Here is a 24890-nt window from a genome sequence, read left to right as displayed (position 1 = left end):
TCTCACTCATCGTTGTCTCCCTGGGTTTTTCGCGCCTCTTCGTGCGCCACGAAGGCGTCATACATCGTGGGGTCGGTCAGCAGGCCGTTGGTGTAGACCTCCAACGCCGGTAGCACCATGTCGTTGCCGTAGTCGCGCAGCACGGCGCGCACATCGGTCGGGGTGTCGTGCATCTGCAGGTAGAGCAGGAAACTGCCGCCGCCGACGAGGGCCAGGAATTTCGCTCTGGCCTTGGGGTCGCGGCTCGGCTTGACCGTACCGGCCCGCACACCCTCCTGGAGATACCCTTCGACGTTGTCGATCATCTTGCGCCACAACGTTTTCGCGAGACCGCCACCGGACTGCATACTGCGGACCAGGTAGGCCATCATCGGTGCGAAGGATTCGATCTCGGCGACCTGTGCCAGCCAGCTGGCCGGGTCGTGGGATTGGATGGCTTGGGACTTCTCGCTGCGAATCTTCTCGGCGATGTAGTCATCGCAGGCCTGAAGTAGGGCGTCCTTGGAGCCGAAGTGGTGAATCACCAGCGCAGCGCTCACTCCGGCAGCTTCGGCGATGGCCCGCAGACCGATCCCGAATCCGTGTAACCCGACCTGCTCGATCGCCGCGTCGCGGATTCGGGCGGTTGCTGTTCTTTCTTCCGGGCGCCTGTCGGCTGAACGCATGTTTTGTAGATTAAACGCACGTTCAGTGTCTCGTCAAGGTCTATTTTCGCCACTTCAAAAGTCATTTGCTGCACAAGCGTGCACTTCTAGCAAATTAACGAATACGTCAACACGTCGAGCGTGTCGCTAGCAACGATGCGCCGAATCCTCAGCGATGTTCTCGCCCCTGAAGGGAAGCTGAGACTCGGTGCCGACATCCCGCCAGATCGCGAGCCGAGTAATCGCGTATGAGAGGTATATATCCAGTTCAGACCACTATTATCCGGCTAGTCAGCTCCTGGACAATCCTGAGGGCGGCGGGGTGTTTTCTCAGCTTCTGATCATGGTGAGTGAAGGCAGCTAACCGACTCGAGCTGAATTGCAAATGAAAAAGTCGGTAATTAACGTCCCGGGGACGTTGCTCCGGTGTTACGTTGCCAAGGGCCGGTCTTCGGGGGCTGACCGGCCTTCAGGCCACGACTCGGAGGGAAAACACCTATATGTCCAAGCACGCCAAAAAAGGCAACGGTCGCACCGGAGCGAAGAAGTCCGGACCGTTTGCCGCAGCAGGAATCGCCGTAGCAGGGGCGGGCATCATGCTCGCGGCTCCGGCGGCGCTATTACTTTCCTCAGGTACGGCTTCTGCCGCGCCTGCGATCTCCACCCCGTCGGCACCGGCGAACACCAGTGACCTTTGGTTCCTGGGGAACAACAACTCCCTGTTCGGTCCCAGCACGGCGGCGCCGACTCCCACCGTGCTGGCGGCAGCGCTCGCCCCGAACATCGCACCCGCCAACGACCCCTTCTACAGCCTTCTTGCGGTCGCGGGCACCATCCCGGTCCTGAATTTCTTCGTCGGTAACGGTGCGGACGGCAATGCGCTGCACCCCGACGGATACAACGCCGGTATCTTCGCGGGCTACGGCGGTAACGGCTATACCAGCGTCCTCCCCGATGGCACCGACGGTGGCAACGGCGGCAGCGGTGGACTGTTCTACGGCAGTGGCGGCAATGGCGGTAATGGCGCACTCAGTCTGCTGGGGGCCACGCCCAGCGGCAGCGGCGGTCGAGGCGGCGACGCCGGCATCTTCTCGATCTTCGGCAGTGGTGGCAACGGTGGCGTGGGTGCGGCCGGAAACAATGTGACGCTGCTGGGCGCCGTTGGCGAGCGCACCGCCGGTGGCAATGGCGGTGCAGGCGGTAACGCGGGCATCTTCGGGCTGTTCGGCACGGGCGGCAACGGCGGGGCCGGCGGCGCTGGCGTCGACGGCGCCGACGCGTCCAACCCGATCGTCGGTGTTCCCGGTATCCCGGGCGTGCCTGTTGTGAGTCCGAACGGCGGCAACGGCACCGGCGGCACGCTCGGCGTCGGTGGCGCCGGCGCGATCGGCACGCCTCAGGTGACGGTCGTCCCGGCCGGCAATGGTGGCAACGGCGGTAACGGTGCGACCGGCGCCAACGGTGGCGCCGGTGGTGAGGGTGGTGCCGGCGTCGGTGCCCCGCTAGTCCCGGCAGTGGGGGCGACCGGTGGTAACGGCGGTAACGGCGGCGACGGCGCATCGGCCGGGAACGGGACCACAGGTGGCGCCGGTGGTGCCGGTGGATCGGGCGGCATCTTGGGTGCCGGCGGTAACGGCGGCAGTGGCGGTGCCGGCGGTAACGGCGGTACGAGCACAGGTACCGGTGGCAACGGTGCCGATGGCGGCGCCGGTGGCAACGCGGTGAGCGTCGCCGGCCCCAGCTCTGCCGGTGGCAACGGCGGTAGCGGTGGGAACGGCGGCAAGGGCGGTAGCGGCGGCAACGGCGCGAACGGCGGTGCGGCCGGCGCTGCAGGTGGCGGCGGGATCTTCGGCTCCTCCGGAACCGGTGGCACCGCAGGCAAGGGTGGCATCGGCGGCTCCGGCGCCAATGGCGGAAACGCCGGTAAGGGCGGGGCCGGCGGAACGGGCAGCGGCGGCGTCACCAACAGCTCCGGCAGCAAGGGCGCTGACGGTTCAGCCGGTGCTCACGGTGCCAATGGAAGCAACGGCAGCGCCGGCGGTAACGCCGGATAGCAGTTAGTCACATGTGTGGGGCGCCGGCTCGGCCGGCGCCCCACACATGCTTTCGCGCTCAGATCGCCGGGACGCCCCACTTGCGGTAGGCGCGCCAGCGCAGCTCGATCGGTGACTGATCGCGCGGCACGTCGAAAACGTCCTGCCCGCTGACCCATTGTTCGTACCAACTCGTCTGCGGCCACGCTCCCTGCGGCAGGTGCGTCTTCTCGTAGTCGTACACCGAGTCGTCGCTCTCCAGCCGCAGGGGTAAGTCCAGTGCTGCGATGGACATTTCATCTTCCGTGAAGATGCTTGTGTAGAACTGCTGACCGAGTTCGCGCGCCGCAGCGTCAGGTTGGTATCCAGGTTTGGCTATAAAGGCGTTGAACACCAACTGGCCGCCCGGCGCGAGGCAGGCCGCGGCCAGCTCGAACACCTGGCGCAGCTGCTGCGTCGTCCGGAAGTCGGAGATCACCTCGGACAGCAGGATCAGCCCGTAGTCGCGGCGTAGCTCCTGCGTCGAGGCGAATACATCACCAGAGATCACGCGCACGGCGAGGGACTCCCGGCCGGCGTCCGACGCGATCGTCTCAGCGAACTTCGGTGTCAGCTCTACGGCGTCCACCGGATGTCCGCGGCGCGCCAGCGCCAGCGCGTTACGGCCGGTCCCGGCTCCGATGTCGAGGACGGGGTGAACTGTCGCGTCATCGGCTTCTGCTGCCGCCGCAACCACCCGTGCATCCGGTTCGGTGCCGAACAGCGGTGGTTCGCGGGTGCTGACCCAGTTCTCGTAGGCCTGCTCAAGCGTCAGCCATTCGAAGTTGACCTCGTAGTTCAGTATCGAGGCGGGCGGTGCGTTGTAGGTGACGACGATCGTCGACCGGGGTGAACTGGCATAAGCGGCGGACAACTGCTGCTGCAGCACCGAACGTAGGTGGCTGAGCTCGTCAGCGGTGAACTCCCGCCCGACATCGGCGAAGACGCTGCCGCAGATGGTTACGTAATCGTCGATCATGCCGGGAATCGCGGGGAATTCGATTCGGCCCGAGGCGCCGGTACGCCGGTACAGCCGCCGCGTCATCGACTCGCGAAGCGGGGAGGAACCTTGGTGCCTGTTGCTCATCGCTACTTTGCTACCCGACTCCGCGTGTGGGCGCCACCGCGGGTCAGTCCCGGGCCGCGGCGAGGATGCCGTCCCCGAGTGGCACGAGTACCGGTGAGAAGCGTTCGTCCTCCGCGATGAGCCGGGCGGCCTCGCGGACCGCGGCCACCTCGGCGTCCTGTGCGGCGGGGTCACCGGCGCGGCCGCCCAGCGCCGCGCGGTGGACCACGATGACGCCACCGGGGCGCAGCAGGCGAATGCCTTCGATGACGAAATCGGGCTGATCAGCGGGCTCGGCGTCGATGAACACCAGGTCGTAGGACTCGTCGGCGAGTCGGGTGAGGACTTCCTGGGCCCGGCCGCTGATCAACCGGGTGCGCGACGGCCCGATGCCACCCTGCACGAACCCCTGCTTGGCGATCCGCTGGTGCTCGGGCTCGATATCGATGGTCGTCAGGACCCCGTCCTCGCGCATCCCCGACAGCAGCCACAGGCCGCTGACGCCGGCACCTGTCCCGACCTCCACGACAGCTTTGCCGCCGCTGAGCCTGGCCAGCATCGACAACAGCGCCCCGACGGCAGGGGTGACGGCCCCGGCTCCGATATCGTCGGCACGCTCGCGGGCTGCGGCAAGCACGGAATCCTCGGAGATCGAGCCCTCGGCGTGCGCCACCAGCGATTCGGCCAGACTGGCCCGGCTGTGGCCGGGTGATTCATCTGCAGAGGCCATTCCCGCAGCGTAGAGGCAAGCGCAGGAGGCGTTGAGCAGGCGCGCCCGCAACCGGCCGCGCCCGGCCTCGGCGACACGCCGATCGGGTCGCCGTCACCGATTTGTGATGTTTCCTATCTCCCCAGCGTAAGGGCCCTGTGCAAGCCTTTCTCAGGGAAAGTTAAGTTTGCTCATATGCGCGCCACACGCCATTAGGGGACGGTATGGCGCATGGAACGTGGAGGTTTTCGGAACGGGAATAGCCCAGAGGATCTCCATGTTGTGCGGGACAATGACCTGCCGGCCCGATTCGGCAGTCCTGACCAGGAGGGTCTGACGACCAACACAATGCTGGCCCGCGCCAAGATGCCCACTCTCGAACAGCACGATGAGTCGGGATGGGTGGAGCCGTCGGACGAGCTGCAGGGAACTGCGGTTTTCGACGCGACGGGCGATGTCTCATCGATGCCGTCATGGGACGAGCTGGTCCGCCAGCACGCGGACCGGGTGTACCGGCTGGCGTACCGCCTCTCCGGCAATCAGCACGACGCCGAAGACCTCACGCAGGAGACGTTCATCCGTGTGTTCCGGTCCGTGCAGAACTACCAGCCGGGCACGTTCGAGGGCTGGCTGCACCGCATCACCACCAACCTCTTTCTCGACATGGTCCGGCGTCGCAGCCGTATCCGGATGGAAGCGCTGCCCGAGGACTACGACAGGGTGCCCGCCGATGAGCCGAACCCCGAGCAGATCTATCACGACTCGAGGCTCGGACCTGATCTGCAGGCCGCTCTGGACTCACTCCCGCCGGAGTTCCGCGCCGCGGTCGTCCTGTGCGATATCGAAGGTTTGTCCTACGAGGAGATCGGCGCGACGCTGGGGGTGAAGCTGGGTACTGTCCGCAGCCGGATCCACCGCGGCCGCCAGGCGCTTCGCGACTATCTGGCAGCACATCCACAGGATTCTGGCATCGCCGCCAATTCAGCTTGACCGACAACCCCTGTCTTGCGGTGTCTTACGGCCGTTCGCGCGCTACATTCGAAGAGGCGTCGTTAATAAATCGTAAGAAACCTTCGGGCGCCTGTGGACAGGCCCAGGACTGGGCAGGAAGGGGGCCGGTGATGTTCGACCGGGGACATGTGTTCCGTCGGGCGTTCTCCTGGCTTCCCGCTCAGTTCGCATCGCAGAGCGACGCACCCGTCGGGGCCAGGCGTTTCGGCTCCACCGAGCATCTTTCCACCGAAGCCATCGCCGCGTTTGTGGACGGCGAGCTGCGGATGAACGCGCACTTGCGCGCCGCGCACCATCTGTCGTTGTGCGGGCAGTGTGGCGCCGAGGTGGACGCCCAGCGGCAAGCGCGCTCCGCATTGCGCGACTCCTGTCCGGTCAACATCCCCAGCACGCTGCTCGGGATGCTGTCGCAGATTCCGCATGCCCCTGTGACGCCACCTGACGATGCTGTGGGTCCGCTGACCGGCGAGTTAGCTGACGACGCGGACCGTAGTCGGCGTCGTCGCCGGTAGGGTGGAGCGTGCCGGACCCGGCCCACGGGTAGCGGCGCTTGCGCTAAGTAGAGCCCTCGCTGCAGAAGAGGATGATTTGAGTTCCAATCAGGACAACTCCGCCCCGGGGTCGGCTGGCCCTCGTCTGGCGCCCCGTCCCGTCTCACGACCACCGGTAGACGACGCGTCCCGCCGCACGTTCGGGCGGCCGCAGGGTGTCGACGGTTCCTTTGTCGCCGAGGACCTCAGGTCGAAGAAGTTCAAGGACGGCGACCAGTACGAGCCCCGCGATCAGCCGCCGGACCCTGTTCTGGAAGAGGCCTTCGGCCGGCCCTACCTAGGTGGTGAGTCGCTGCAGCGTCACCCCGTGGACGCCGGCGCCCTCGACGCCGAACGTGACAAGGGCCTCGACGAGCCTGACGATCCGTGGCGTGATCCGTCGGCGCCCGCCGCGCTGGGTACCCCGGCGGTCAGCGAAGCCGCCCCGGAGGTCGTCAGCGGCCCCAGCGGCAAGCTCGGCGTGCGTGATGTCCTCTTCGGCGGGAAGGTGTCCTACACCGCTCTGGCGATCCTCGGAGTGGTCGCGCTCGTCATCGGCCTGGCCGGTGGCTGGGTGGGCCGCAAGACGGCCGAAGTCGTCGAGGCGTTCACCACGTCCAAGGTCACGCTGTCCACCCACGACTCCGGCGATATGCCCACCGGGCGGTTCGCGCAGGTCGCCTCGTCGGTCGCCAACTCGGTGGTGACCATCGAAGCGGTCAGCGATCAGGAAGGTTCGCAGGGCTCAGGCGTCGTCATCGACGGCCGCGGGTACATCGTGACCAACAATCACGTCATCTCCGAGGCGGCGACCAACCCCAGCCAGTACAAGATGACCGTCGTGTTCAACGACGGCAAGGAGGCGCCGGCCAACCTGGTCGGGCGCGATCCGAAGACCGATCTCGCGGTGCTCAAGGTCGACAATGTCGACAACCTGACGGTGGCGCAGCTCGGTGACTCAGACAAGGTGCAGGTCGGCGAAGAGGTCATCGCCGCGGGCTCCCCGCTCGGCCTGCGCAGCACCGTCACGCACGGCATCGTCAGCGCACTGCACCGCCCGATCCCGCTTTCCGGGGACGGTTCGGACACCGACACCGTGATCGACGGTATCCAGACCGACGCGTCGATCAACCACGGCAACTCCGGTGGACCGCTCATCGATATGGACGCCCATGTCATCGGCATCAACACCGCGGGCAAGTCGCTGTCGGACAGTGCCAGCGGCTTGGGCTTCGCCATCCCCGTCAACGAGGTCAAGCAGGTCGCGCAGGCTTTGATCAAGGACGGCAAGATTCAGCACCCGACGCTGGGCCTCAGCGCGCGCTCGGTCAGCAACGATCTGGCGTCCGGGGCCCAGGTGGCCAACGTCAAAGCCGGCGGTCCCGCCGACAAGGCCGGGCTGCTGGAGAACGACGTCGTGGTCAAGGTCGGCAACCGCACGGTCGCCGATGCCGACGAGATGACTGTGGCGGTGCGTCAGTTGCCCATCGGTCAGGCATCGCCGATCGAGGTCGTCCGCGACGGCCGGCACGTGACGTTGATGGTGACCCCGACGCCGGACAGCTGAGGTGTTCGCCAACCTCGGCTGGGGCGAGATGCTGGTGTTGGTCATCATCGGCCTGGTTGTGCTCGGCCCCGAACGACTGCCCGGAGCGATCCGCTGGACCGCCAACACCGTCAAACAGGCCCGCGACTACATCAGTGGGGCCACCAGCCAGCTAAGAGATGATCTCGGTCCGGAGTTCGAGGATCTACGGCAGCCGTTGAGCGAGCTGCAGAAGTTGCGCGGAATGACGCCGCGCGCCGCGATCACGAAACACCTTCTCGACGGCGATGATTCGTTCCTCACCGGGAACTTCGACGGGACCAAAGCGGTCGACAACGCGGCGGAGAAGCCCGCCGACATCGTGGTGCCTCCGTCGGCCGCACTACGCTCTCCGGCCGCCCCGCCCGCCGAGACCTCGCAGCCGCCTGGCGATCGTCCCACCCCGTTCGACAGCGACGCCACCTAGTCCGGTAGTCCTGCTCAGCCAAACCCGCCGTCGCCGAACTGACTAACCTCGCCTGGCAGTGTCCAATCCCAGCGACATTCCGGCCAGGCCGCGTCGCCGCGAGGACAGACTGTCGGCGATTTTCTGCAGCTCCTTGCCCGCCGCGGAATCCGGCGCGCTGAGCACCAGTGGCACCCCGGAATCGCCGGCCGCGACCAGCGCCGGGTCCAGAGGTACCTGGCCGAGCAGCGGCACGTCGGCGCCCACCACCCGCGACAACGACTCCGCGACCCGTTGACCGCCGCCTTCACCGAATATCTGCATGGTGGACCCGTCGGGCAGCACCAGTCCGGCCATGTTCTCCACCACGCCGGCGACCCGCTGACGGGTCTGCAACGCGATCGCGCCCGCGCGCTCGGCCACTTCGGCGGCGGCCAGCTGCGGTGTCGTCACCACCAGGATCTCCGCGCTGGGCACCAGCTGGGCGATGGAGATGGCCACATCGCCGGTACCGGGTGGCAGGTCCAGCAGCAGGATGTCCAGATCACCCCAGTACACGTCGGCGAGGAACTGCTGCAGCGCGCGGTGCAGCATCGGCCCGCGCCACACGACCGGGGTGTTCCCCTGGGTGAACTGGGCGATCGAGATGACCTTCACGTCGTGGGCGATGGGTGGCAGGATCATCGACTCGACTTGGGTGGGCCGTTCGTCGGTACCCATCATCCGCGGCACGCTGTGGCCGTAGATGTCGGCGTCCAGCAGGCCGACCGAGAGGCCGCGCGCGGCCATGGCGGCGGCCAGGTTGACCGTGACGCTCGATTTGCCGACCCCGCCTTTACCGGAGGCGACGGCATACACCCTGGTCAGCGAGCCTGGCTGGGCGAACGGGATGACCGGTTCGGCGGCATCGCCACGCAGCTGTTTGCGTAGTTCGGTGCGCTGCTCGTCGTTCATCACGCCGAGGGACACCTTGACGGCGCCGGTACCCGGCACGTCGGTGGCAGCCTTGGCGACGAGTTCGGTGATCTCGGTCTTCTTCGGGCAGCCGGCTGTGGTCAGCAGGATCGAGATGTGGATCTCGGCGCCGGGACCGACGTCGATGGATTCGACCATGTTGAGTTCGGTGATCGGTTTGCGCAGTTCGGGGTCGATCACCTTGGTCAGCGCGGCGCGCACTGCCGACTGAAGTTCTTTGTCGCTCATCACGGCCGAGTCTAGGCCAGCGACGATGCAGCGAGGGACGAGCTGGGGCGGAGGTCAGGCGGCCGGACCGGGTGCCGGTCCCAGCGGCAGCGGCGCTGCGGGCTCGGGAGCGGGCGGCGGGGGCGGTGCGAAGGGGTTGAACGGCGCGGGCGGCGCGGCGGGCGGCGGCAGACCGGGGAGTCCCCCAGGAGCGGGTGGAGCGGCATCTGCCGGCGGCGTCGTCAACGGATTGAACGGGGCCGGTGGCACCGCGTCGGCTGGTCCCGGCTGGGCGGGAGCAGAATTCGATGTGATGCAGAAAATGGCGCACGGGGCGGTCAGCGGGGTCGTCTGCGTGGCTCCGGCAGCCGGCCCCGGTGGCACGGGCAGCTGGTTCGCGACATCGGACTGGCCGAGGGTGAAGATCGAGAACTGCGACAACGGGTCGCCGGCCGGCAGGCCGATCGCATTGGCAGGCAGCCCGGGGCCGAGACCCTCGGGGTTGTCCAGGTGTGCGTCGCCCATCGCTGGGACCGGGCCGTTGATCGGCGGCAGGTCCACGGGTGCGACGCCGGTGGCGTACGCGCCGGCCCAGCCCAACACGTTGCGGGCGTAGGCGACGGAGTTGTTGTAGCGCAGGATCGCGGTCATCACCTGTGACGGGTCCCGCAGGTTCAGGTTGCCGCTGCACAGGTAGCGGGCGGCGGCCAGCGACGAGTCGTACAGGTTCTGCGGGTCGGCCTTACCGTCACCGTCACCGTCGGACGCGAACCGCGACCAGGTGCCGGGCAGGAACTGCATCGGGCCCATCGCCCTGGCATAGCTCACCCGGCCGGCCTGGCTGCCCGCCACGATGATCTCGTTACCCGGCAGGGTGCCGTCGAGCGCAGGGCCGTAAATAGGCTGGATCGGGTTGCCGCGTGCATCGGTCGCGCCGCCGTTGGCGTGCATCGATTCGATCCGCCCGATACCGGCCAGCAGGTTCCAACTGATCCCGCAGGCCGGATCGGCGCGGGCCATCATCGCCTCCGCGTTGCGGTAGGCGCTCAGCGCCATCGCCGGGATCCGCAGGGCTCCGGGCGAGGTCACCACGACGGCGGGCGGGGGCGCCGCCTGCGTCGCGGCAGCGATGTGGAAGTTAGTCGGGGTCCTGCGGATGGCGACCACCGTCGGGCCGTTCATCTCTGGTGGCACCGGTGCGACGGCCGCCAACGGGGTCACGTCGGCATCGCGAATCGGTGCAGCGGTGGCCAGCCCCGACGCCGTCGGACCGGACGCTCCCACTGCGACCGCGAGGATGAGCGGGCTGATCACAGCAATACCCAGGACGGGCCGACTGCCGGCCTTCGACATCTGACTGCGGGCAGAACCCAGTGCGCTCGCGAGGGCCGGGTGGGCGCCCAAGCCTCTCCCTATGCGCACGCGACCGCCCTTGACGATGTGAGCCGGTTGGAATCCGGTGAGACCATGTGAACGAAGTCACCATACATACTCTTGTGACCCCTGTGGCAACAATGGTCGGCCCGGTAGCCGCGGTACAGATCAGGAAACGTTTTCGATGCTCTCCCCGGCGGGCTGCTCAGCCGGTGATTCGCTGTTTTCCGCCTTGTGCCGCTTCGACTTTGAGGGTTTGGACGGCTTCTCCGGCTGCAGCGCCGCGACCAATTCGCGCAACTCCTCAAGTTCACGTCGCAGGTAGTCGCGGGTGGCCACTTCGCCGACCGCCAACCGCAGCGCGGCGAGCTCGCGGGCCAGGTACTCGGTATCGGCCTTGGTCTGCTGGGCGCGGCGCCGGTCTTCGTCGAGTGCGACCCGGTCCCGATTCTCCTGACGGTTCTGGGCCAACAGGATCAACGGCGCTGCGTAGGCGGCCTGTGTGGAAAACGCCAGGTTGAGCAGGATGAACGGGTAGGGGTCGAACCGCCACGAGATCGCGACGAGATTCACCGCAATCCAGACGATGACGAAAACGGTCTGGATCAGCAGGTACCGGCCGGTCCCGAGGAAACGTGCGAACGACTCGCTGACCCGGCCCGCGGCCTCCGGGTCGATGTTGATCGTGAAGCGCCGCCGCGAGCTGCGGGGGGTGTCGAGGCGCTGGCGGGTGGTGGGCTCGCTCATGTCGCCCCTTCGGCTACGGGTAGCTCGGGTTCGTCTTCACGTTCGCGCCAGTCGTGGGGGAGTAAGTGATCGAGGACGTCGTCGACGGTCACTGCGCCCAGCAAGTGACTCTCTTCGTCGACCACCGGCCCGCAGACCAGGTTGTAGGCAGCGAAATAGCGGGTCAGCGCAGCAAGGGACATCTCAGGGGTGAGGTTGGGCAGATCCTTGTCGATGATGCCGCTGACCAGCGAGTACGGCGGTTCCCGGAGCAGTCGCTGCAGATGGACGCAGCCCAGATAGCGCCCGGTGGGCGTGGCCGTGGGCGGGCGGGCGACGAACACCAGCGAGGACAACGCAGGCGTCAGGTCGGGGTCGCGAACCCGGGCCAGTGCTTCCGCGACGGTGGTGTCGGGTGCCAGCACCACCGGTTCGGACGTCATCAGACCGCCGGCGGTGTCGGGGGAGTGTTTGAGCAGTCGACGGACCGGATCGGAATCCTCGGGATCCATCCGGGCCAGCAAGGCCTCGGCTTGAGTCGGGTTCATCGCACCCAGGAGGTCGGCCGCGTCGTCGGGATCCATCGCCTCCAACACGTCGGCGGCCCGCTCGGTGTCGAGCTGCAGCAAAAGGTCGGTCTGATCGTCTTCGGGTAACTCCTGCAGGATGTCGGCCAGGCGCTCGTCGTCGAGTGCGTTGACGATCTCGTTGCGGCGCTTGGGTGGAAGTTCGCGGATCGCGTCGGCGACCTCGACGGCCCGCTGCTCCTCGAACTGGTGCAGCAGCTGAGCGACGCCCTGGCCGGGCATCGCCAGTGCCGACGGCGTCAGTCCCTGGACGTTCTGCCAGTCGATGACGTACACGTTGGTCCGCCGGCCGAGCCGACGGTGGCTGCGCACCGCGACCCGTGTGACGAGCCAGTCGCGCGACCGGATCTGTTCGATCCCCAGGTCGGTGACGACGACATCCACGGATTGGAGCTGCGGCAGTTCGGGGTCATTGACCCGGACACGGGTGTCGAGCACCTGCCCAACCACCAGGACTTCACCGGGGCGCTGGGCGAAGCGGCGCAGTGAGACATTGGCCGTTATCAACGTCACGGCGTGCGGTTCGATGGCGGTGACGCGCAGAATTGGCACGAAAATTCTTCGGCGCGTGAGTAATTCGACGACCAGGCCCAAGACCCTGGGCTGCTGACGGACGATGCTCATGCTCACGACGACATCACGCACGCGGCCGAGCGATTCACCGTCGGGGCCCAGGACCACCAGACCCGCGAGCCGAGCCGCGTACACCCTGTTGATCGACGACATGACTCAAAGGGTAGGAGTGAAACAGTGAATTCCGCTTATCGACCCCGTCGAACCTGTCTTTCGGTACCTGGTAGCAGCCCCAAGATGATCGAGAAAGCCAAGACGCTTCCCGCCGACGAGGTCTTCCTCGACCTGGAGGACGCCGTCGCGGCCGATGCCAAGACCGATGCCCGTGCGACGGTGGCCGCCGCGCTCGCCGAGCCGGGTTGGGCAGGACAGCTACGCGGGGTCCGGGTCAACGACTGGACCACGCCGTGGACCCACGCCGACGTGATCGATGTGGTGACGGCCGCAGGTGCCCAGCTCGATGTCGTGGTGCTGCCCAAGGTGACCGACATCGCGCATGTGCAGGCGCTCGATCTGCTGCTGGCCCAGTTGGAGCTCGCCGGTGGGCTGGAGGTCGGCCACATCGGCATCGACGCGCAGATCGAGGACGCCAGGGGGCTGACGCTGGTCGACGCCATCGCCGCGCATCCGCGGGTGCACGCGCTGGTGCTGGGACCTGCCGACCTGATGGCCAGTCTCAACATGCGCACACTGGTCGTCGGGGAGCAGCCGCAGGGTTACGACGTCGGCGACGCGTACCACCATGTGTTGATGAAGATCCTGATTGCGGCGCGGGCCAACGGCATTGCGGCCATCGACGGCCCCTACCTGAAGGTCCGCGACACCGACGCCTTCCGGAAGGTGGCGGGACGGTCGGCGGCGCTCGGCTACGACGGGAAATGGGTGCTCCATCCCGACCAGATCTCGGCCGGTAATGAGATCTATAGCCCACGTCAGCAGGACTATGACCATGCCGAGCTGATTCTGGAGGCGTACGAATGGCATACCTCCGCCGCGGGCGGCGCGCGCGGCGCGGTGATGCTCGGCGACGAGATGATCGACGAGGCCAGCCGCAAGATGGCGTTGGTGATAGCCGGTAAGGGCAGGGCCGCAGGGATGACGCGACAGGCGGAGCCGTTCACCCCGCCGAGCTGATCGGCGTCAGCCGCTGCTGCTGGTCAGCATGAAGCCGAGCCCGAACAGCAGGCTGGCCGCGCCGACGATGACTCCGGCCAGGGCCAGGCCGTAGCCGGGCTGACCAGTTCGTTTGGTCTCCGTCATGGCGACCAGCCCCAGCACGATGCCGATGATCGACGGCAGGAAGCACAGGCAGGCAGGCAGTCCGATCACGGCGACGACCAGTGCCGCGATGGCCTTGCCGTTGGTGCCGCTCGGTTCGACGGGGCGATACGGGTCGTAGCCGCCGGGGAACTGGCCCGGGTAGGGCGGTGGATGGAACCCGCCCGGTGTGTACGGGGCCGAAGAGACCGGCGGGGGCAGACCTGCATAGCCCGGTGGATATCCCGACGGGTAGTACGGATGCTCGGGGTAGTCGACCGGCGCATGTGGATCCACCCCGGGCGGCACATTCTCCAGCGGCGGGTACTCGATTCCGCGTTGTGGCGGTTCCGGCTCGGGTTCGGGCATGGCGCTCGGCGGACTCAGCGCACCGCGTAGATCATCCAGATGAGACTGATGATCAGCGAAGCCACACCGACGACGATGCCCGCCACCGCCAGGCCGTAGCCCTGCTGCCGGCTCTGCTTGATCTGGCTCAGCGCGACAAAGCCCAGCGCGATCCCGACGATGGACCCGATGCCGCACAGCAGACCGATGACCGAGGCCACCATCGAGCCGATTGCCATGGTGTTCGTGCCGGTCGCGCCGGGAGGACCGTATCCGGCGTAGCCCGAGTATCCCGGCGGGGGATAGCCACCGGCGTACGGCGGCGGGGGATAGGGATACGTGGGTGGCGGAAATCCAGGAGGCGGATACCCAGGCCCGGCGTGACCCGGCGCCGCCGACGGTGTCCCGTGAGCGGGCTGCTGCAGGTGCTCGATCGGGGGTGCCTCGTAGGTGCCCCGCGGCGGATCGTCCGACTGATCGCTTCTGCGCTCGTCGCGCGGTGTCTCACCGGAGTCGCCGCCGGGAAATATCATGTTCTTCAACCTAGCGTATGCGCAGGTGGAGGAGTGGGAGCCGCAGCTACGGGCACCAATTTTCCTGACTGGTCGTTGAGCGGGTAGAAGGCGCTCCCAACATCACGGAACAGCCCGGAAAGGTGCGGAGAGAATGGAGAATGACGAACTATGACCAGTCCTTTCCAACCAGGACAGACCCCCGCTCCGACCCCCGGCGCGACGCGACCCGGCCGGCGCGGCCCCGTTGCGCTGCCGACGCCTCCCAAGGGGTGGCCGATCGGGTCCTATCCGACTTACGCGGAGGCGCAGCGGGCGGTCGACTACCTGTCCGATCAAGAGTTTCCCGTCGAGCAGGTGACGATCGTCGGCGTCGACCTGATGCAGGTGGAACGCGTCACGGGCCGGCTGTCGTGGCCCAAAGTGATCGGTGGCGGTGTGCTCACCGGTGCCTGGCTGGGCATCTTCATCGGCCTGGTCCTCGGCTTTTTCAGCCCCAACCCGTGGTCGGCATTGCTGACCGGCCTGATCGCCGGCGTGTTCTTCGGTCTGATCACCTCAGCTGTTCCGTACGCGATGGCGCGTGGCACAAGGGATTTCAGCTCGACGATGCAGTTGGTGGCCGGTCGATACGACGTGCTCTGCGATCCGCAGGGTGCCGAAAAAGCTCGGGACATGTTGGCGCGCTTGACCCTCTGACGCAGGTCAGGATTGCGCTGACATGCGCCACTCCTCGTCATCGCTGGTGCCAGTCGCTCTGGTTCGCCCGGCCCGGTCAGTCGGCGACGCGCGGTCGATAGTGTTGCATCTCACGCTCGAATAGCTCTACGGTGCACGCGCGGGACAAACCCGTCAGGAGAGCCAGAGGGCGGTGATCGAGCGTTGGTCGCACCAAGCGCACCACGGCGAGGCCGAGGCGCGGGGGCCAGGCGATTGGGGGCTGCCGCGCTGGCGATGCTGTCGGCCGTCTCCCTGGTGTCCGCGTGCGGTGCGAGCAGCGGTGGCCTTGTCATCAGCTACTACACCCCGGCAAGTGAGACAGCGACCTTCACCGCGGTCGCCAAGCGCTGCAACGAACAACTGGGCGGCAAGTTCACCATCCAGCAGATCAGCCTGCCCAAGGGCGCTGACGACCAACGCCTTCAGCTCGCTCGCCGGCTGACCGGTAACGACCGCACTCTCGACGTGATGGCGCTCGACGTGGTGTGGACCGCGGAGTTCGCCGAAGCTGGCTGGGCGGTGCCGCTTTCGGATGACCCGGAGGGTCAGGCGGAGTCCGACGCCACCTCCAATACGCTGCCTGGCCCGCTAGAAACGGCCAAGTGGCAGGACAAGCTCTATGCGGCCCCCATCACCACGAACACGCAATTGCTTTGGTATCGGGCAGATTTGATGGACGAGCCGCCGGCCACCTGGGATGCGATGGTGGCCGAGGCGACGCGCCTGCACGCCGAGGGCAAGCCCAGTTGGATTGCGCTGCAGGCTAAGCAGTACGAGGGCCTGGTGGTCTGGTTCAACACGTTGCTGGAAAGTGCAGGCGGGCAGGTGCTGTCCGCCGACGGCAAGTCCGTCACGCTGACCGACACCCCGGAACACCGGGCGGCCACGGTCGAAGCGTTGTCGATCATGAAAGCGGTCGCCACCGCGCCTGGTGCCGATCCGTCGATCACCCAGACCGATGAGGGCACCGCCCGGTTGGCGCTCGAACAGGGCAAGGCCGCCCTTGAAGTCAACTGGCCGTTCGTGTTGCCGTCGATGCTGGAGAACGCCGTGAAGGGCGGGGTGTCGTTCCTGCCGCTCAACGAGGTCGAGGAGCTGAAGAGCTCGATCAACGACGCGGGCACATTCTCACCCGATGACAACCAGTTCAACACCGCCTACGAAGCCAGCAAGAAGGTCTTCGGATTCGCGCACTACCCGGCGGTGCGCGAAGGTGAGCCGGCGAAGGTCACGCTCGGCGGCCTGAACCTGGCTGTCGCCAAGACTTCGCAGCACAAGGCAGAGGCCTTCGAGGCGGTCCGGTGCCTGCGTAATCTGGAGAACCAGAAGTACACCTCGATCGAGGGCGGTCTGCCCGCGGTGCGCACATCGCTGTACTCCGATCCGCAGTTCCAGGCGAAGTACCCGCAGTACGACATCATCCGCGAACAGCTGACCAATGCCGCAGTGCGGCCGGCGACGCCGTTATACCAATCGGTCTCGACCCGGATGTCGGCGATCCTGGCGCCCGTCAGCGGTATCGACCCCGAGAGGACGGCCGACGAGCTCGCCGTGCAAGTACAGAAGGCCATCGACGGGAAGGGGCTGATCCCGTGACCGCTCCGGCCGCTGCGCCGTCGCGTACCGACGATCGCAAATCCGAGCGCCGTCTGGCGTTCTGGCTCATCGCCCCCGCGGTGTTCCTGATGCTCGCCGTCACCGCATATCCGATCGGGTACGCGGTGTGGCTGAGCCTGCAGCGTTACAACCTGGCCACCCCGGACGACAGCGCCTTCGTCGGGCTCGACAACTACATCACCGTGCTGAGCGATCGGTACTGGTGGACCGCTTTCGTTGTGACAGTGGCTATCACGATCGTCTCCGTGGCCATCGAGTTCGTCCTCGGCATGGCGCTGGCGTTGGTCATGCACAGGACCATCTTCGGCAAGGGCCTGGTCCGCACCGCCGTGTTGATCCCGTACGGCATCGTCACCGTCGCTGCCTCCTACAGCTGGTATTACGCGTGGACGCCGGGAACGGGATATCTGGCCAACCTCCTGCCGGAGGGCACCGCGCCACTGACCCAACAGATTCCGTCACTGGCCGTCGTCGTACTGGCCGAGGTGTGGAAGACGACGCCGTTCATGGCGCTGCTGTTGTTGGCCGGTCTGGCGCTGGTGCCCGACGATCTGCTCAAGGCGGCGGAGGTCGACGGCGCGGGCGCGTGGCGTCGGTTGACGAAGATCATCCTGCCGCTGATCAAGCCGGCGATCCTGGTGGCGCTGCTGTTCCGCACGCTCGACGCGTTCCGGATCTTCGACAACATCTACGTGCTCACCGGTGGATCGAACAACACCGCATCGGTGTCGATCCTGGGCTACGACAACCTGTTCAAGGGATTCAGCATCGGCCTTGGCTCGGCGATCAGCGTCCTGGTCTTCCTGTGCGTGGCGATCATCGCCTTCATCTTCGTCAAACTGTTCGGTGCGGCGGCCCCCGGCTCTGATAACGAGGTGCGATAGCAATGTCGGATCGGATCGGAGCGCGGCGTGCCACCGGTTGGGTGATCGTCGACTTCCTGGTGGTGGTCTACGCGCTGTTCCCGGTGCTGTGGATCCTGTCGCTGTCGCTGAAGCCCACGTCGACGGTCAAGGACGGCAAGCTGATCCCGGAGTCGATCACCTTCGACAACTACAAGGCCATTTTCCAGGGCGACGTTTTCAACTCGGCGCTGGTCAACTCGATCGGCATCGGTCTCATCACGACCGTGATCGCCGTGGTGATCGGCGGGATGGCGGCCTACGCGGTGGCGCGGCTGGACTTCCCCGGCAAGAAGGTGTTGATCGGTGCGGCCCTGCTGATCGCGATGTTCCCCCAGATCTCCTTGGTGACACCGTTGTTCAACATCGAGCGCAGCCTAGGCTTGTTCGACACCTGGCCCGGGCTGATCATTCCGTACATCACTTTCGCACTGCCGTTGGCGATCTACACGTTGTCGGCGTTCTTCCGGGAGATCCCATGGGATCTGGAGAAGGCCGCGAAAATGGACGGTGCCACCCCGGCGCAGGCCTTCCGCAAGGTGATCGCACCGCTGGCCGCCCCCGGCATCGTCACCGCGGCGATCCTGGTGTTCATCTTCGCGTGGAACGACCTGCTGCTGGCGTTGTCGCTGACCGCGACGAAGGCCGCCATCACGGCTCCGGTGGCGATCGCGAACTTCACTGGCAGTTCGCAATTCGAGGAGCCGACGGGGTCGATCGCCGCCGGCGCTATCGTCATCACCATTCCGATCGTGATTTTTGTCCTGATCTTCCAGCGGCGCATCGTCGCTGGATTGACCTCCGGCGCAGTGAAGGGGTAGCGCGATGGCCGAGATTGTGTTGGCTCACGTCAGCAAGAGTTACCCCGACGGCGCGACGGCGGTGAAAGACCTGTCGCTGACCATCGCCGACGGCGAGTTCATCATCCTGGTGGGGCCGTCCGGGTGTGGGAAGTCCACCACGTTGAACATGATCGCCGGACTGGAGGACATCTCGTCGGGCGAGCTGAAGATCGGTGGTGAACGGGTCAACGAGAAGGCGCCCAAGGACCGCGATATCGCGATGGTGTTCCAGTCCTACGCCCTCTATCCGCATATGACGGTCCGGCAGAACATCGCGTTCCCGCTGACACTGGCGAAGTTGCCGAAAGCCGACATCGCCAAGAAGGTCGAGGACACCGCGAAAATCCTTGACCTGACCGACTTTCTGGACCGCAAGCCTGCCCAGCTGTCCGGCGGGCAGCGGCAACGGGTGGCGATGGGGCGCGCAATTGTCCGCAACCCCAAGGCATTCCTGATGGACGAGCCGCTGTCGAACCTCGACGCCAAGCTGCGGGTACAGATGCGCGGCGAGATCGCCCGGCTGCAGAGTCGCCTCGGGACCACCACGATCTACGTCACCCACGACCAGACCGAGGCGATGACGCTCGGCGACCGGGTAGTGGTTATGCGTGCGGGCATCGCTCAGCAGATCGGCACACCCGAAGAGCTCTACGAGCGCCCCACCAATCTGTTCGTCGCAGGTTTCATCGGCTCGCCGGCGATGAACTTCTTCCCGGCCACGCTGACCGATGTCGGGATCGACCTGCCGTTCGGTGAGGTCACGCTCACCCAGGAAGTGCACGACGTCATCGCCAAGCACCCCACCCCGAAGAGCATCATCGCTGGTGTCCGGCCCGAGCATCTTGAGGATGCCGCGCTGCTCGACGGTTACGCCCGCATCAGGGCGTTGTCGTTCGAGGTGACGGTGGATCTGATCGAATCCCTCGGCGCCGACAAGTACGTGTACTTCACCACTTCCGGCAGCGGCGCCAAATCCGATCAGCTCGCCGAGCTGGCCGCAGAATCCGGTTCGAGTGAGAACGAGTTCGTCGCGCGGGTGTCGACGGATAGCAAAGCTGCGAAGGGACAACCCCTTCAGCTGGCGTTCGACACATCCAAACTGGTGATCTTCGACGCGGATAGCGGTGTGAATCTGACCATTCCACCGCCAGTGGCGGAGTGACACAGGTCCTGACCGAAGTCCGCGCACATCTGCGCGGATACTTCACAGGTGCCGGTATCGACAAGGAACCCGACTCGGCCAGCGTCACGTTCCTCGGCGTCGAGCGCATCGAGGTGTTGCGTTTCGGGCCCGACCCGAACGGCGTCTATCACTACGTTTCGCTGGGGTGTTCCCGGCACCCGATGGGCGACCCGACGGCCCTGGCTGCCGATCCGTTGCTCGGTCCTCGCGCGGAAGTTGTTGTTAGCCTTCGAGACACAGACCCGGCACCGGGTCTCGCCCGGACCGTAGCGCTGCTCGCCGCCACCCCGGCGGTGGACGGTGTGGTGCTGCTGCCCGATGCCTTGATCGACCTCGGTGCGCCGCTGTGGAGCCCCTCGCCGTTTACCGCCGTGCTGTTGTCTGAGAGCGAGCTCCCGCAGCTGGTTCTCGATCCGCCGCGCGATCCGGTGACTTTCCTTTCTGCCACCCCTATTTCGGCGAACGAGGCGGCCTGGGTGCGTCTCAAAGGAGTCGACGCGCTGCGCGAAACATGGCAGGCCGACGGTGTCGACACCCTCGATCCACAACGACCCGCACGGCAGCCCCGCTAGAAGCCCCGTCGGCGAGGTCAACCGGCGTCGCGGCTGCCTCCGGTGGCGTCGGCGTTGCCCAGCGCGTCCTGAAGTCTGTCCAGTGGATCACCAGTTCCGGTACCCAACCGGTGCCCCGGTGCCGGGCTATTGCCCGAACTGGCCAAGCGGTCGGGGTCGACGTCGTTCAGCGCGCCGGAACCGCCGCCGCCACCGTCCCCGCCGCCAGGGCCGAACACCGGTGCGTCACCCGGGCCCGAGCCGGGTGGAGGTGGGGGTGGGCTGGGAGCGGCTGTCGGCGGGGCACCGGCCCCAGGCGGTGGTGGAGCCGGAAGGGTGGTCGGCGCCAATGACGGCGAGGGAGCCGTCGGGGTGGGGGTGGCGAGCGATGACGGCGGTGGCGGCGGTTGGTGCAGCGAGGTGATCTTGGCCTTCAACCGCGCCGCGGCGTCCTCGCGGATGTGACGCCGATCCGGGTCGGGATCGGTGTTGCCGGAGAAGCATTGTGGAGGTGCTGCTTTGACCACCTCGAGGGCACTGTTGTAGCGCTGCTCGGCGCCGACCTTGTCGCCGCCGCGGGCGGCCAGATCGCCTTGGGTTTCGCGGACCAGCTCGAGGTTGATCCGCACCGGGCACGAGTCGGCGGCGGCGACCCCGTCGAGTGCGGTGGTGAAGGAGTGCTCGGCGTCGTCGAGGCGGCCTTCGAGCACCGCGAGGTCGCCTTGGGCGAAGGACAGTTTCTGTGGCTCGATCACGTTGAAGGTGCCGAGGGTGTCGAGATCGGAGCGCAGGGCGTCGATGTCGTGGTGGGCGAAGTCGTCGACGGCGGAGCTTCCGACGAGCAGCACGGTGATGATCTTGACCGTGGCCGCGATCAACAGCAACGCGATGGGCAGCGAGAAGACGACCAGCTTGCGGCGGAAACGCTGCCGGATCGAGCCGCTGCGCCACCACAGGGTGGTGCGCCAGCGGGCGCGGTGCAGCCAGGGGCGGGGGTCGGCACGCAGCATCACACCACCACGTCCCGTTGCGTGCTGCGGGCCCGGCGCACATCGCGGATACCGAGGAACACTTCCACCGCGATCAATGCGGAGGCCAAAATGGTGAACAGCCAATACAATTCGGTGCGTTCGATGGTCTGGCTGGCGACCACCGGGTTGTCGTCGGCCGGATGGCCGGGGTCCACCGCGGGGATGACCGGGGTTATGGGTTGTCCCTTGTCGCGGTGAAAGTAGGGCACCCCGAGCTGGTCGGCAATACCTTTGAGGGTGGCTTCGTCGATCGACGAGTTGAGCGGCGCCTTGGTCTGTTGATCGGCCATGTAGATCAGGTTGCCGTCGACATACTGCTGTGGGATCGGCCCGCCTTCGGGCGTGCCGTAGCCGAGCACCGCTCCACCGGCGATGAGGTCCTTGCCGATATCGAACGGAGTCTGGTCCGCCCGCGAACCACCGGCGCCGGAGCCGAGGTAGAAGACGAGATTCTTCGATCCGGGAAAGTCCGTGCGGGCCTGAGTGAGCTTGTCGTGCAGGATATTCTGGGCGGCGCCCGAATCGACGGCATACATCGCTTCCAACGGTGTCTCGGTATAGGTGGACAGTCCGGCCACGCGTGGTTTGAGGCTCCAGACGTCGTCGGACAGGGGCCAGTCCTGTGCTGCCTTGGTGGCGAACCCGATCATTGCGAAGCGGGCCCGCGGGAACTGGTCGGCCAATGCGGCGATGTCGTCGCGGATGCCGGCCATGCGTGAGGTTTGTGGCGCCAGGTCCTCGACGCGTTCGTCGGCGGACCGGTCGATGACGAAGAACACGTTGAAGTTGGCGGCCGAAGAGGCGGGCGTCGGGGGTGGGGGGCCGTTACCGGTGTCCGGGGTCAAGGACGGTCGTGCAGCGGCAACGACCAGCAGCAGTACGGCGACGGTGAGCCCGCTCCAGCGCAGCACCACCGGCCGGTAGCGCCCAGGGCCGGTGCGTACCAGCACCCGGTACAGGGCGGCCATCCGCACGCCGATGAGTACGACTGCCACGGCGATCAGCAGCCAGACCGGAAAGATCGGTTCGAAGGTCATCGCCGCAACACCGCCAGGGACAGGCACAGGATGGCGGCGACGATGATCGACACGGTCAGTGGGAGATTGGGGTAATCCCAGGTGCGTTGGGTGAGCATGGTCCCGCTGGGCAGCACCACACTGGGCGGGCTGGCATTGATCTTGTCCAGCAGGCCCGCGAGGGTGGGGTCGGTGCCGTCGCCGGCCGCGGTACCTGCCGGGTTGTAGACGCTGAAGGTGCCACCGGTGGTGGCGGCGATCGAAGCGAGGGAGTCGTTTGCGTGCTCGGCGCCCACCACGTCGGTGCGGGCGATGCCGTTGATCTGGATCCCGGCCTTGGTGGCCATATCCTTGATCTGCTGAGTGGAGAACAGCGACGGCCGTTGTTCACCACTGCCCCGGAAGTCGGTGTACCCCAGGTAGATCAACGCGCGCCGACGGGTGCTCTTGTCTTCGAAGGAGGGAAATCCGGCCATGCACAGCGCCAGGACGTCCTCGGTGGACTGGGCATAGTCGGTGTAGTCGATGGACCGTGAGAAGGCGTCGATGCCGTTGTTGAGCGTCGTCACGTCGGCGTCGGAGATCTGCTTTTTCGCGTCGAGGTCCCGCTTCAGACCGGCCAGCTTGGCGTAGTCGGCGAACTTCTGCCCCGCATAGACGTAGTCGCGGGTCAGTGGCACCACCCGCAGCGTCGGGGACGTCAGTCCGATCCGCTGTGTGCGGTAGGACTTGATCTGCTCGGTGTAGTAGTTCAAGAACCCCGCAGTGGTGGCGTCGGTGACCGGTTCACCGACACACACCATGACGTCCTCGGGGTGAAGGGCATCGAAGTTGCGGGTGGCAGAGGCAAATCCGACTGGCCGCGACGAGGTGAAGATGGTCGCGCCGAACAGGACGACCAGCAAGACGATGGTGACGATCGAGGACCAGAACTGCAGCGCCGCGACCCGTCGGTAGGACGGCAGCTCGGTGAGCCGTTTGACGTGGGCCAGTGGCCGCAGCATCCGTGCCGCCGGTGGCAGCGGCAGCCACAGCGCCACCGCGATCACCACCAGAACTATCAGCACACCGGCGAGACCCAGCGGCCACCATCTCAAATCCATTGCGCGATCGCCCCTTCCACGGCGGCGGCGAGGCGCTCTACATCGCCGGGCGCGCTCGGTGCCACGGCGTTGAATCGAATATCGTTCAACGCCGCCACCAGTGGCGCCGCCGGCGCCAGCGGGCTGTTGGCAAGATCCGCCACCCGCATGTAATGCGGTCGTCGACCGGTGGCGACCGTCAGGAAACTGCGCAGTGTGCGGGTGTAGGCGGTGGCCGCCTGGGCCGGTGACAGCGCCCCGGACCGGTAGGCGGCGGTGGTGGCCCGCACCGACCGGGTGAAACGGCGGGCCACCAACCGACGGTGCAGGCCGCCGAGTAATCGGTTGGACCGCAGCATGATCGGCGGCAGCGTCCAGATCGCCACCCCGGCATACCAGCCGACCAGGATGACCATGAGCAGACCGGCGACCAACCACCACCATGGCGAGTAACCGGTAGGACCGGCCAGGTAGCGCAGCAGATCAGTTGGCATGCGCGAACTCCTCGGTCAGCGTCATCAGCCGATCGCGGATCTCGGAGCTGGCGTTGATGCGGGTGTACGGGATCGCCCGTTCGGTCAGGAACGCATCGAGTCGAGTCAGCCGGGCATTCTCGGCTGCGCGGTAGTCGGCGATCACCCTGGCACCCAGGGTCGCGCCGTTGAGGACGAACCGGCCCGTCGCGACGTCGAAACCGTCCAGCTCACCCTCGGCGGAGCCGACGGCCGGCATGTCGGAGATCATCACCCACATCAGATCGTGGCGGCCGGTGAGCGCGTCGAGCGCATCGGGCAGGCCTTCGTCGAGGTCGGGTTCGTCCGAGACCACGATGATCAGCATCCGTCTCTTGTAACCCGTTGCCACGTAGTGCAATTGGTTGACGATGTCCGATGCGCCCGGACGACTCAGCGTGTGGGTGTAGAACCGGTCCAGCAACGATTCGATGTGGGTCTCTCCGCGGCGAACCGGGATGTTCGCACACGAGCGGCCGTCCCCGTAGGCCAGGCCGAGTTCGTCGGAGCGGCGCAGCGTGACCAACCCGAGTGCGCCCATCACGTGCAACGCGATATCGCGTTTGACCTCACCCGAGGGCGCCAGCGCGGCCATGTTCCGACCTGCATCGGCCACCAGCAGGATCTTGTGGTGCTTCTCGGACACGAAACGCTTGATCAACACCGACTCGGTGCCCGAGCGCGCCGATGCCTTCCAGTCGATATCGCGTATGTCGTCGCCTGGCACATAGGGGCGCAGATCGTCGAATTCCAGACTGCGCGTGTGCAACAGCGAGTAGCGGCCGCCTTCGAGAAAGCCGCGGGTGTCGGTGCCGAAATACATCTTGGCCCGGTTGAGGTGCATGCCCATGG

Annotated in this window: 26 protein-coding genes; 12 read left to right on the top strand and 14 right to left on the bottom strand. The window is 66.4% G+C overall.

Annotation, left to right across the window (positions count from 1 at the left end; all coding sequences use genetic code 11):
• Positions 1-2: 2 nt before the first annotated feature.
• A complete protein-coding gene (locus H7J73_RS28410; RefSeq protein WP_264071146.1) occupies positions 3-665 on the bottom strand; it encodes a TetR/AcrR family transcriptional regulator in 663 nt (220 codons plus the stop codon).
• 479 nt (positions 666-1144) lie between these two features.
• Here H7J73_RS28410 and H7J73_RS28405 point away from each other — a divergent pair, with 479 nt between their 5' ends.
• On the top strand, positions 1145-2698 hold the full coding sequence (locus H7J73_RS28405) for a hypothetical protein (protein ID WP_264071145.1): 1554 nt from the start codon (positions 1145-1147) through the stop codon (positions 2696-2698).
• A 58-nt stretch (positions 2699-2756) separates the two neighbouring features.
• Here the strand turns inward: H7J73_RS28405 and H7J73_RS28400 are convergent, their stop codons facing one another.
• Positions 2757-3803, bottom strand: coding sequence for a class I SAM-dependent methyltransferase (locus tag H7J73_RS28400; protein ID WP_264071144.1), 1047 nt, complete (start codon positions 3801-3803; stop codon positions 2757-2759).
• A 43-nt stretch (positions 3804-3846) separates the two neighbouring features.
• Positions 3847-4512 (bottom strand): O-methyltransferase, encoded by a 666-nt coding sequence (locus H7J73_RS28395; protein WP_264071143.1) that lies wholly within the window; start codon positions 4510-4512, stop codon positions 3847-3849.
• 327 nt (positions 4513-4839) lie between these two features.
• Here H7J73_RS28395 and sigE point away from each other — a divergent pair, with 327 nt between their 5' ends.
• The 4 genes from sigE to tatB all read left to right on the top strand — a co-directional run bounded on the left by sigE (position 4840) and on the right by tatB (position 8044).
• Positions 4840-5481 carry an RNA polymerase sigma factor SigE gene (sigE, locus tag H7J73_RS28390; protein ID WP_435405595.1) on the top strand — a complete coding sequence of 214 codons (642 nt, stop codon included), beginning with the start codon at positions 4840-4842 and terminating at the stop codon, positions 5479-5481.
• 131 nt (positions 5482-5612) lie between these two features.
• The gene (gene rseA / locus H7J73_RS28385) at positions 5613-6014 is read left to right on the top strand and encodes an anti-sigma E factor RseA (RefSeq protein ID WP_264071141.1); all 402 of its coding nucleotides are present in this window, start codon (positions 5613-5615) and stop codon (positions 6012-6014) included.
• Between the two features lie 76 nt (positions 6015-6090).
• Positions 6091-7599 carry a serine protease HtrA gene (gene htrA, locus H7J73_RS28380; RefSeq protein ID WP_264071140.1) on the top strand — a complete coding sequence of 503 codons (1509 nt, stop codon included), beginning with the start codon at positions 6091-6093 and terminating at the stop codon, positions 7597-7599.
• A 1-nt stretch (position 7600) separates the two neighbouring features.
• Positions 7601-8044: a Sec-independent protein translocase protein TatB gene (gene tatB, locus H7J73_RS33760; protein WP_308207451.1), complete on the top strand. Its 444-nt coding sequence runs from the start codon at positions 7601-7603 to the stop codon at positions 8042-8044.
• A 42-nt stretch (positions 8045-8086) separates the two neighbouring features.
• Here tatB and H7J73_RS28370 read toward each other — a convergent pair whose 3' ends face one another.
• The 4 genes from H7J73_RS28370 to H7J73_RS28355 all read right to left on the bottom strand — a co-directional run bounded on the left by H7J73_RS28370 (position 8087) and on the right by H7J73_RS28355 (position 12618).
• On the bottom strand, positions 8087-9226 hold the full coding sequence (locus tag H7J73_RS28370) for an Mrp/NBP35 family ATP-binding protein (RefSeq protein WP_276031850.1): 1140 nt from the start codon (positions 9224-9226) through the stop codon (positions 8087-8089).
• Positions 9227-9280: 54 nt separating this feature from the next.
• The gene (locus H7J73_RS28365; RefSeq protein ID WP_435405593.1) at positions 9281-10627 is read right to left on the bottom strand and encodes a lytic transglycosylase domain-containing protein; all 1347 of its coding nucleotides are present in this window, start codon (positions 10625-10627) and stop codon (positions 9281-9283) included.
• 120 nt (positions 10628-10747) lie between these two features.
• Complete coding sequence (locus H7J73_RS28360) at positions 10748-11326, bottom strand: DUF1003 domain-containing protein (protein ID WP_264071139.1); 579 nt, start codon at positions 11324-11326, stop codon at positions 10748-10750.
• Positions 11323-12618: a magnesium transporter MgtE N-terminal domain-containing protein gene (locus H7J73_RS28355; protein WP_264071138.1), complete on the bottom strand. Its 1296-nt coding sequence runs from the start codon at positions 12616-12618 to the stop codon at positions 11323-11325. Before H7J73_RS28355 ends, H7J73_RS28360 begins: the two co-directional genes overlap by 4 nt.
• Positions 12619-12642: 24 nt before the next feature.
• Between H7J73_RS28355 and H7J73_RS28350 the strand changes: the two genes are divergently transcribed.
• Positions 12643-13599 (top strand): HpcH/HpaI aldolase/citrate lyase family protein, encoded by a 957-nt coding sequence (locus H7J73_RS28350; protein ID WP_264071137.1) that lies wholly within the window; start codon positions 12643-12645, stop codon positions 13597-13599.
• 6 nt (positions 13600-13605) lie between these two features.
• Here H7J73_RS28350 and H7J73_RS28345 read toward each other — a convergent pair whose 3' ends face one another.
• A complete protein-coding gene (locus tag H7J73_RS28345; RefSeq protein WP_264071135.1) occupies positions 13606-14091 on the bottom strand; it encodes a DUF4190 domain-containing protein in 486 nt (161 codons plus the stop codon).
• A 14-nt stretch (positions 14092-14105) separates the two neighbouring features.
• Positions 14106-14603: a DUF4190 domain-containing protein gene (locus tag H7J73_RS28340; RefSeq protein ID WP_264071134.1), complete on the bottom strand. Its 498-nt coding sequence runs from the start codon at positions 14601-14603 to the stop codon at positions 14106-14108.
• Positions 14604-14753: 150 nt separating this feature from the next.
• Between H7J73_RS28340 and H7J73_RS28335 the strand changes: the two genes are divergently transcribed.
• The 6 genes from H7J73_RS28335 to H7J73_RS28310 all read left to right on the top strand — a co-directional run bounded on the left by H7J73_RS28335 (position 14754) and on the right by H7J73_RS28310 (position 20418).
• Entirely contained in the window at positions 14754-15281 is a 528-nt protein-coding gene (locus H7J73_RS28335; protein WP_264071133.1) for a YflT domain-containing protein, read from the top strand.
• A gap of 255 nt (positions 15282-15536) precedes the next feature.
• Positions 15537-16898 (top strand): ABC transporter substrate-binding protein, encoded by a 1362-nt coding sequence (locus H7J73_RS28330; RefSeq protein WP_264071208.1) that lies wholly within the window; start codon positions 15537-15539, stop codon positions 16896-16898.
• Positions 16895-17803, top strand: a complete 909-nt coding sequence (locus tag H7J73_RS28325) for a carbohydrate ABC transporter permease (RefSeq protein ID WP_264071132.1) — start codon at positions 16895-16897, stop codon at positions 17801-17803. Before H7J73_RS28330 ends, H7J73_RS28325 begins: the two co-directional genes overlap by 4 nt.
• A 14-nt stretch (positions 17804-17817) precedes the next feature.
• A complete protein-coding gene (locus H7J73_RS28320) occupies positions 17818-18642 on the top strand; it encodes a carbohydrate ABC transporter permease (RefSeq protein WP_264071207.1) in 825 nt (274 codons plus the stop codon).
• 4 nt (positions 18643-18646) lie between these two features.
• A complete protein-coding gene (locus tag H7J73_RS28315; RefSeq protein ID WP_264071131.1) occupies positions 18647-19825 on the top strand; it encodes an ABC transporter ATP-binding protein in 1179 nt (392 codons plus the stop codon).
• The gene (locus H7J73_RS28310; RefSeq protein WP_264071130.1) at positions 19822-20418 is read left to right on the top strand and encodes a suppressor of fused domain protein; all 597 of its coding nucleotides are present in this window, start codon (positions 19822-19824) and stop codon (positions 20416-20418) included. The genes H7J73_RS28315 and H7J73_RS28310 overlap by 4 nt, the downstream gene beginning before the upstream one ends.
• 17 nt (positions 20419-20435) lie before the next feature.
• On the opposite strand, the gene H7J73_RS28305 is transcribed toward H7J73_RS28310, so the two are convergent.
• The 5 genes from H7J73_RS28305 to H7J73_RS28285 are packed head-to-tail and all read right to left on the bottom strand — an operon-like array spanning position 20436 to position 24888.
• Positions 20436-21407: a hypothetical protein gene (locus H7J73_RS28305; protein ID WP_264071129.1), complete on the bottom strand. Its 972-nt coding sequence runs from the start codon at positions 21405-21407 to the stop codon at positions 20436-20438.
• A complete protein-coding gene (locus H7J73_RS28300; protein WP_264071128.1) occupies positions 21407-22465 on the bottom strand; it encodes a vWA domain-containing protein in 1059 nt (352 codons plus the stop codon). The genes H7J73_RS28305 and H7J73_RS28300 overlap by 1 nt, the downstream gene beginning before the upstream one ends.
• Positions 22462-23547 (bottom strand): hypothetical protein, encoded by a 1086-nt coding sequence (locus H7J73_RS28295; RefSeq protein WP_264071127.1) that lies wholly within the window; start codon positions 23545-23547, stop codon positions 22462-22464. The genes H7J73_RS28300 and H7J73_RS28295 overlap by 4 nt, the downstream gene beginning before the upstream one ends.
• Positions 23538-24020 carry a hypothetical protein gene (locus H7J73_RS28290; protein ID WP_264071126.1) on the bottom strand — a complete coding sequence of 161 codons (483 nt, stop codon included), beginning with the start codon at positions 24018-24020 and terminating at the stop codon, positions 23538-23540. The genes H7J73_RS28295 and H7J73_RS28290 overlap by 10 nt, the downstream gene beginning before the upstream one ends.
• Positions 24010-24888 carry a DUF58 domain-containing protein gene (locus H7J73_RS28285; protein ID WP_264071125.1) on the bottom strand — a complete coding sequence of 293 codons (879 nt, stop codon included), beginning with the start codon at positions 24886-24888 and terminating at the stop codon, positions 24010-24012. The genes H7J73_RS28290 and H7J73_RS28285 overlap by 11 nt, the downstream gene beginning before the upstream one ends.
• Positions 24889-24890: the final 2 nt, after the last annotated feature.

The sequence above is a fragment of the Mycolicibacterium komossense genome (assembly GCF_025822605.1).
Classification (GTDB): domain Bacteria; phylum Actinomycetota; class Actinomycetes; order Mycobacteriales; family Mycobacteriaceae; genus Mycobacterium; species Mycobacterium komossense.
Note: the sequence above shows the minus strand (reverse complement) of the source record. Positions and strands in the feature narration are given on the sequence as shown.

Bases quoted from the DNA above. Each gene is read 5' to 3' on its own strand.
- H7J73_RS28410 (WP_264071146.1), bottom strand. From the start codon at position 665: ATGCGTTCAGCCGACAGGCGCCCGGAAGAAAGAACAGCAACCGCCCGA.
- H7J73_RS28405 (WP_264071145.1), top strand. From the start codon at position 1,145: ATGTCCAAGCACGCCAAAAAAGGCAACGGTCGCACCGGAGCGAAGAAG.
- H7J73_RS28400 (WP_264071144.1), bottom strand. From the start codon at position 3,803: ATGAGCAACAGGCACCAAGGTTCCTCCCCGCTTCGCGAGTCGATGACG.
- H7J73_RS28395 (WP_264071143.1), bottom strand. From the start codon at position 4,512: ATGGCCTCTGCAGATGAATCACCCGGCCACAGCCGGGCCAGTCTGGCC.
- sigE (WP_435405595.1), top strand. From the start codon at position 4,840: ATGCTGGCCCGCGCCAAGATGCCCACTCTCGAACAGCACGATGAGTCG.
- rseA (WP_264071141.1), top strand. From the start codon at position 5,613: ATGTTCGACCGGGGACATGTGTTCCGTCGGGCGTTCTCCTGGCTTCCC.
- H7J73_RS28370 (WP_276031850.1), bottom strand. From the start codon at position 9,226: ATGAGCGACAAAGAACTTCAGTCGGCAGTGCGCGCCGCGCTGACCAAG.
- H7J73_RS28360 (WP_264071139.1), bottom strand. From the start codon at position 11,326: ATGAGCGAGCCCACCACCCGCCAGCGCCTCGACACCCCCCGCAGCTCG.
- H7J73_RS28355 (WP_264071138.1), bottom strand. From the start codon at position 12,618: ATGTCGTCGATCAACAGGGTGTACGCGGCTCGGCTCGCGGGTCTGGTG.
- H7J73_RS28345 (WP_264071135.1), bottom strand. From the start codon at position 14,091: ATGCCCGAACCCGAGCCGGAACCGCCACAACGCGGAATCGAGTACCCG.
- H7J73_RS28340 (WP_264071134.1), bottom strand. From the start codon at position 14,603: ATGATATTTCCCGGCGGCGACTCCGGTGAGACACCGCGCGACGAGCGC.
- H7J73_RS28335 (WP_264071133.1), top strand. From the start codon at position 14,754: ATGACCAGTCCTTTCCAACCAGGACAGACCCCCGCTCCGACCCCCGGC.
- H7J73_RS28330 (WP_264071208.1), top strand. From the start codon at position 15,537: ATGCTGTCGGCCGTCTCCCTGGTGTCCGCGTGCGGTGCGAGCAGCGGT.
- H7J73_RS28315 (WP_264071131.1), top strand. From the start codon at position 18,647: ATGGCCGAGATTGTGTTGGCTCACGTCAGCAAGAGTTACCCCGACGGC.
- H7J73_RS28305 (WP_264071129.1), bottom strand. From the start codon at position 21,407: ATGCTGCGTGCCGACCCCCGCCCCTGGCTGCACCGCGCCCGCTGGCGC.
- H7J73_RS28300 (WP_264071128.1), bottom strand. From the start codon at position 22,465: ATGACCTTCGAACCGATCTTTCCGGTCTGGCTGCTGATCGCCGTGGCA.
- H7J73_RS28295 (WP_264071127.1), bottom strand. From the start codon at position 23,547: ATGGATTTGAGATGGTGGCCGCTGGGTCTCGCCGGTGTGCTGATAGTT.
- H7J73_RS28290 (WP_264071126.1), bottom strand. From the start codon at position 24,020: ATGCCAACTGATCTGCTGCGCTACCTGGCCGGTCCTACCGGTTACTCG.
- H7J73_RS28285 (WP_264071125.1), bottom strand. From the start codon at position 24,888: ATGGGCATGCACCTCAACCGGGCCAAGATGTATTTCGGCACCGACACC.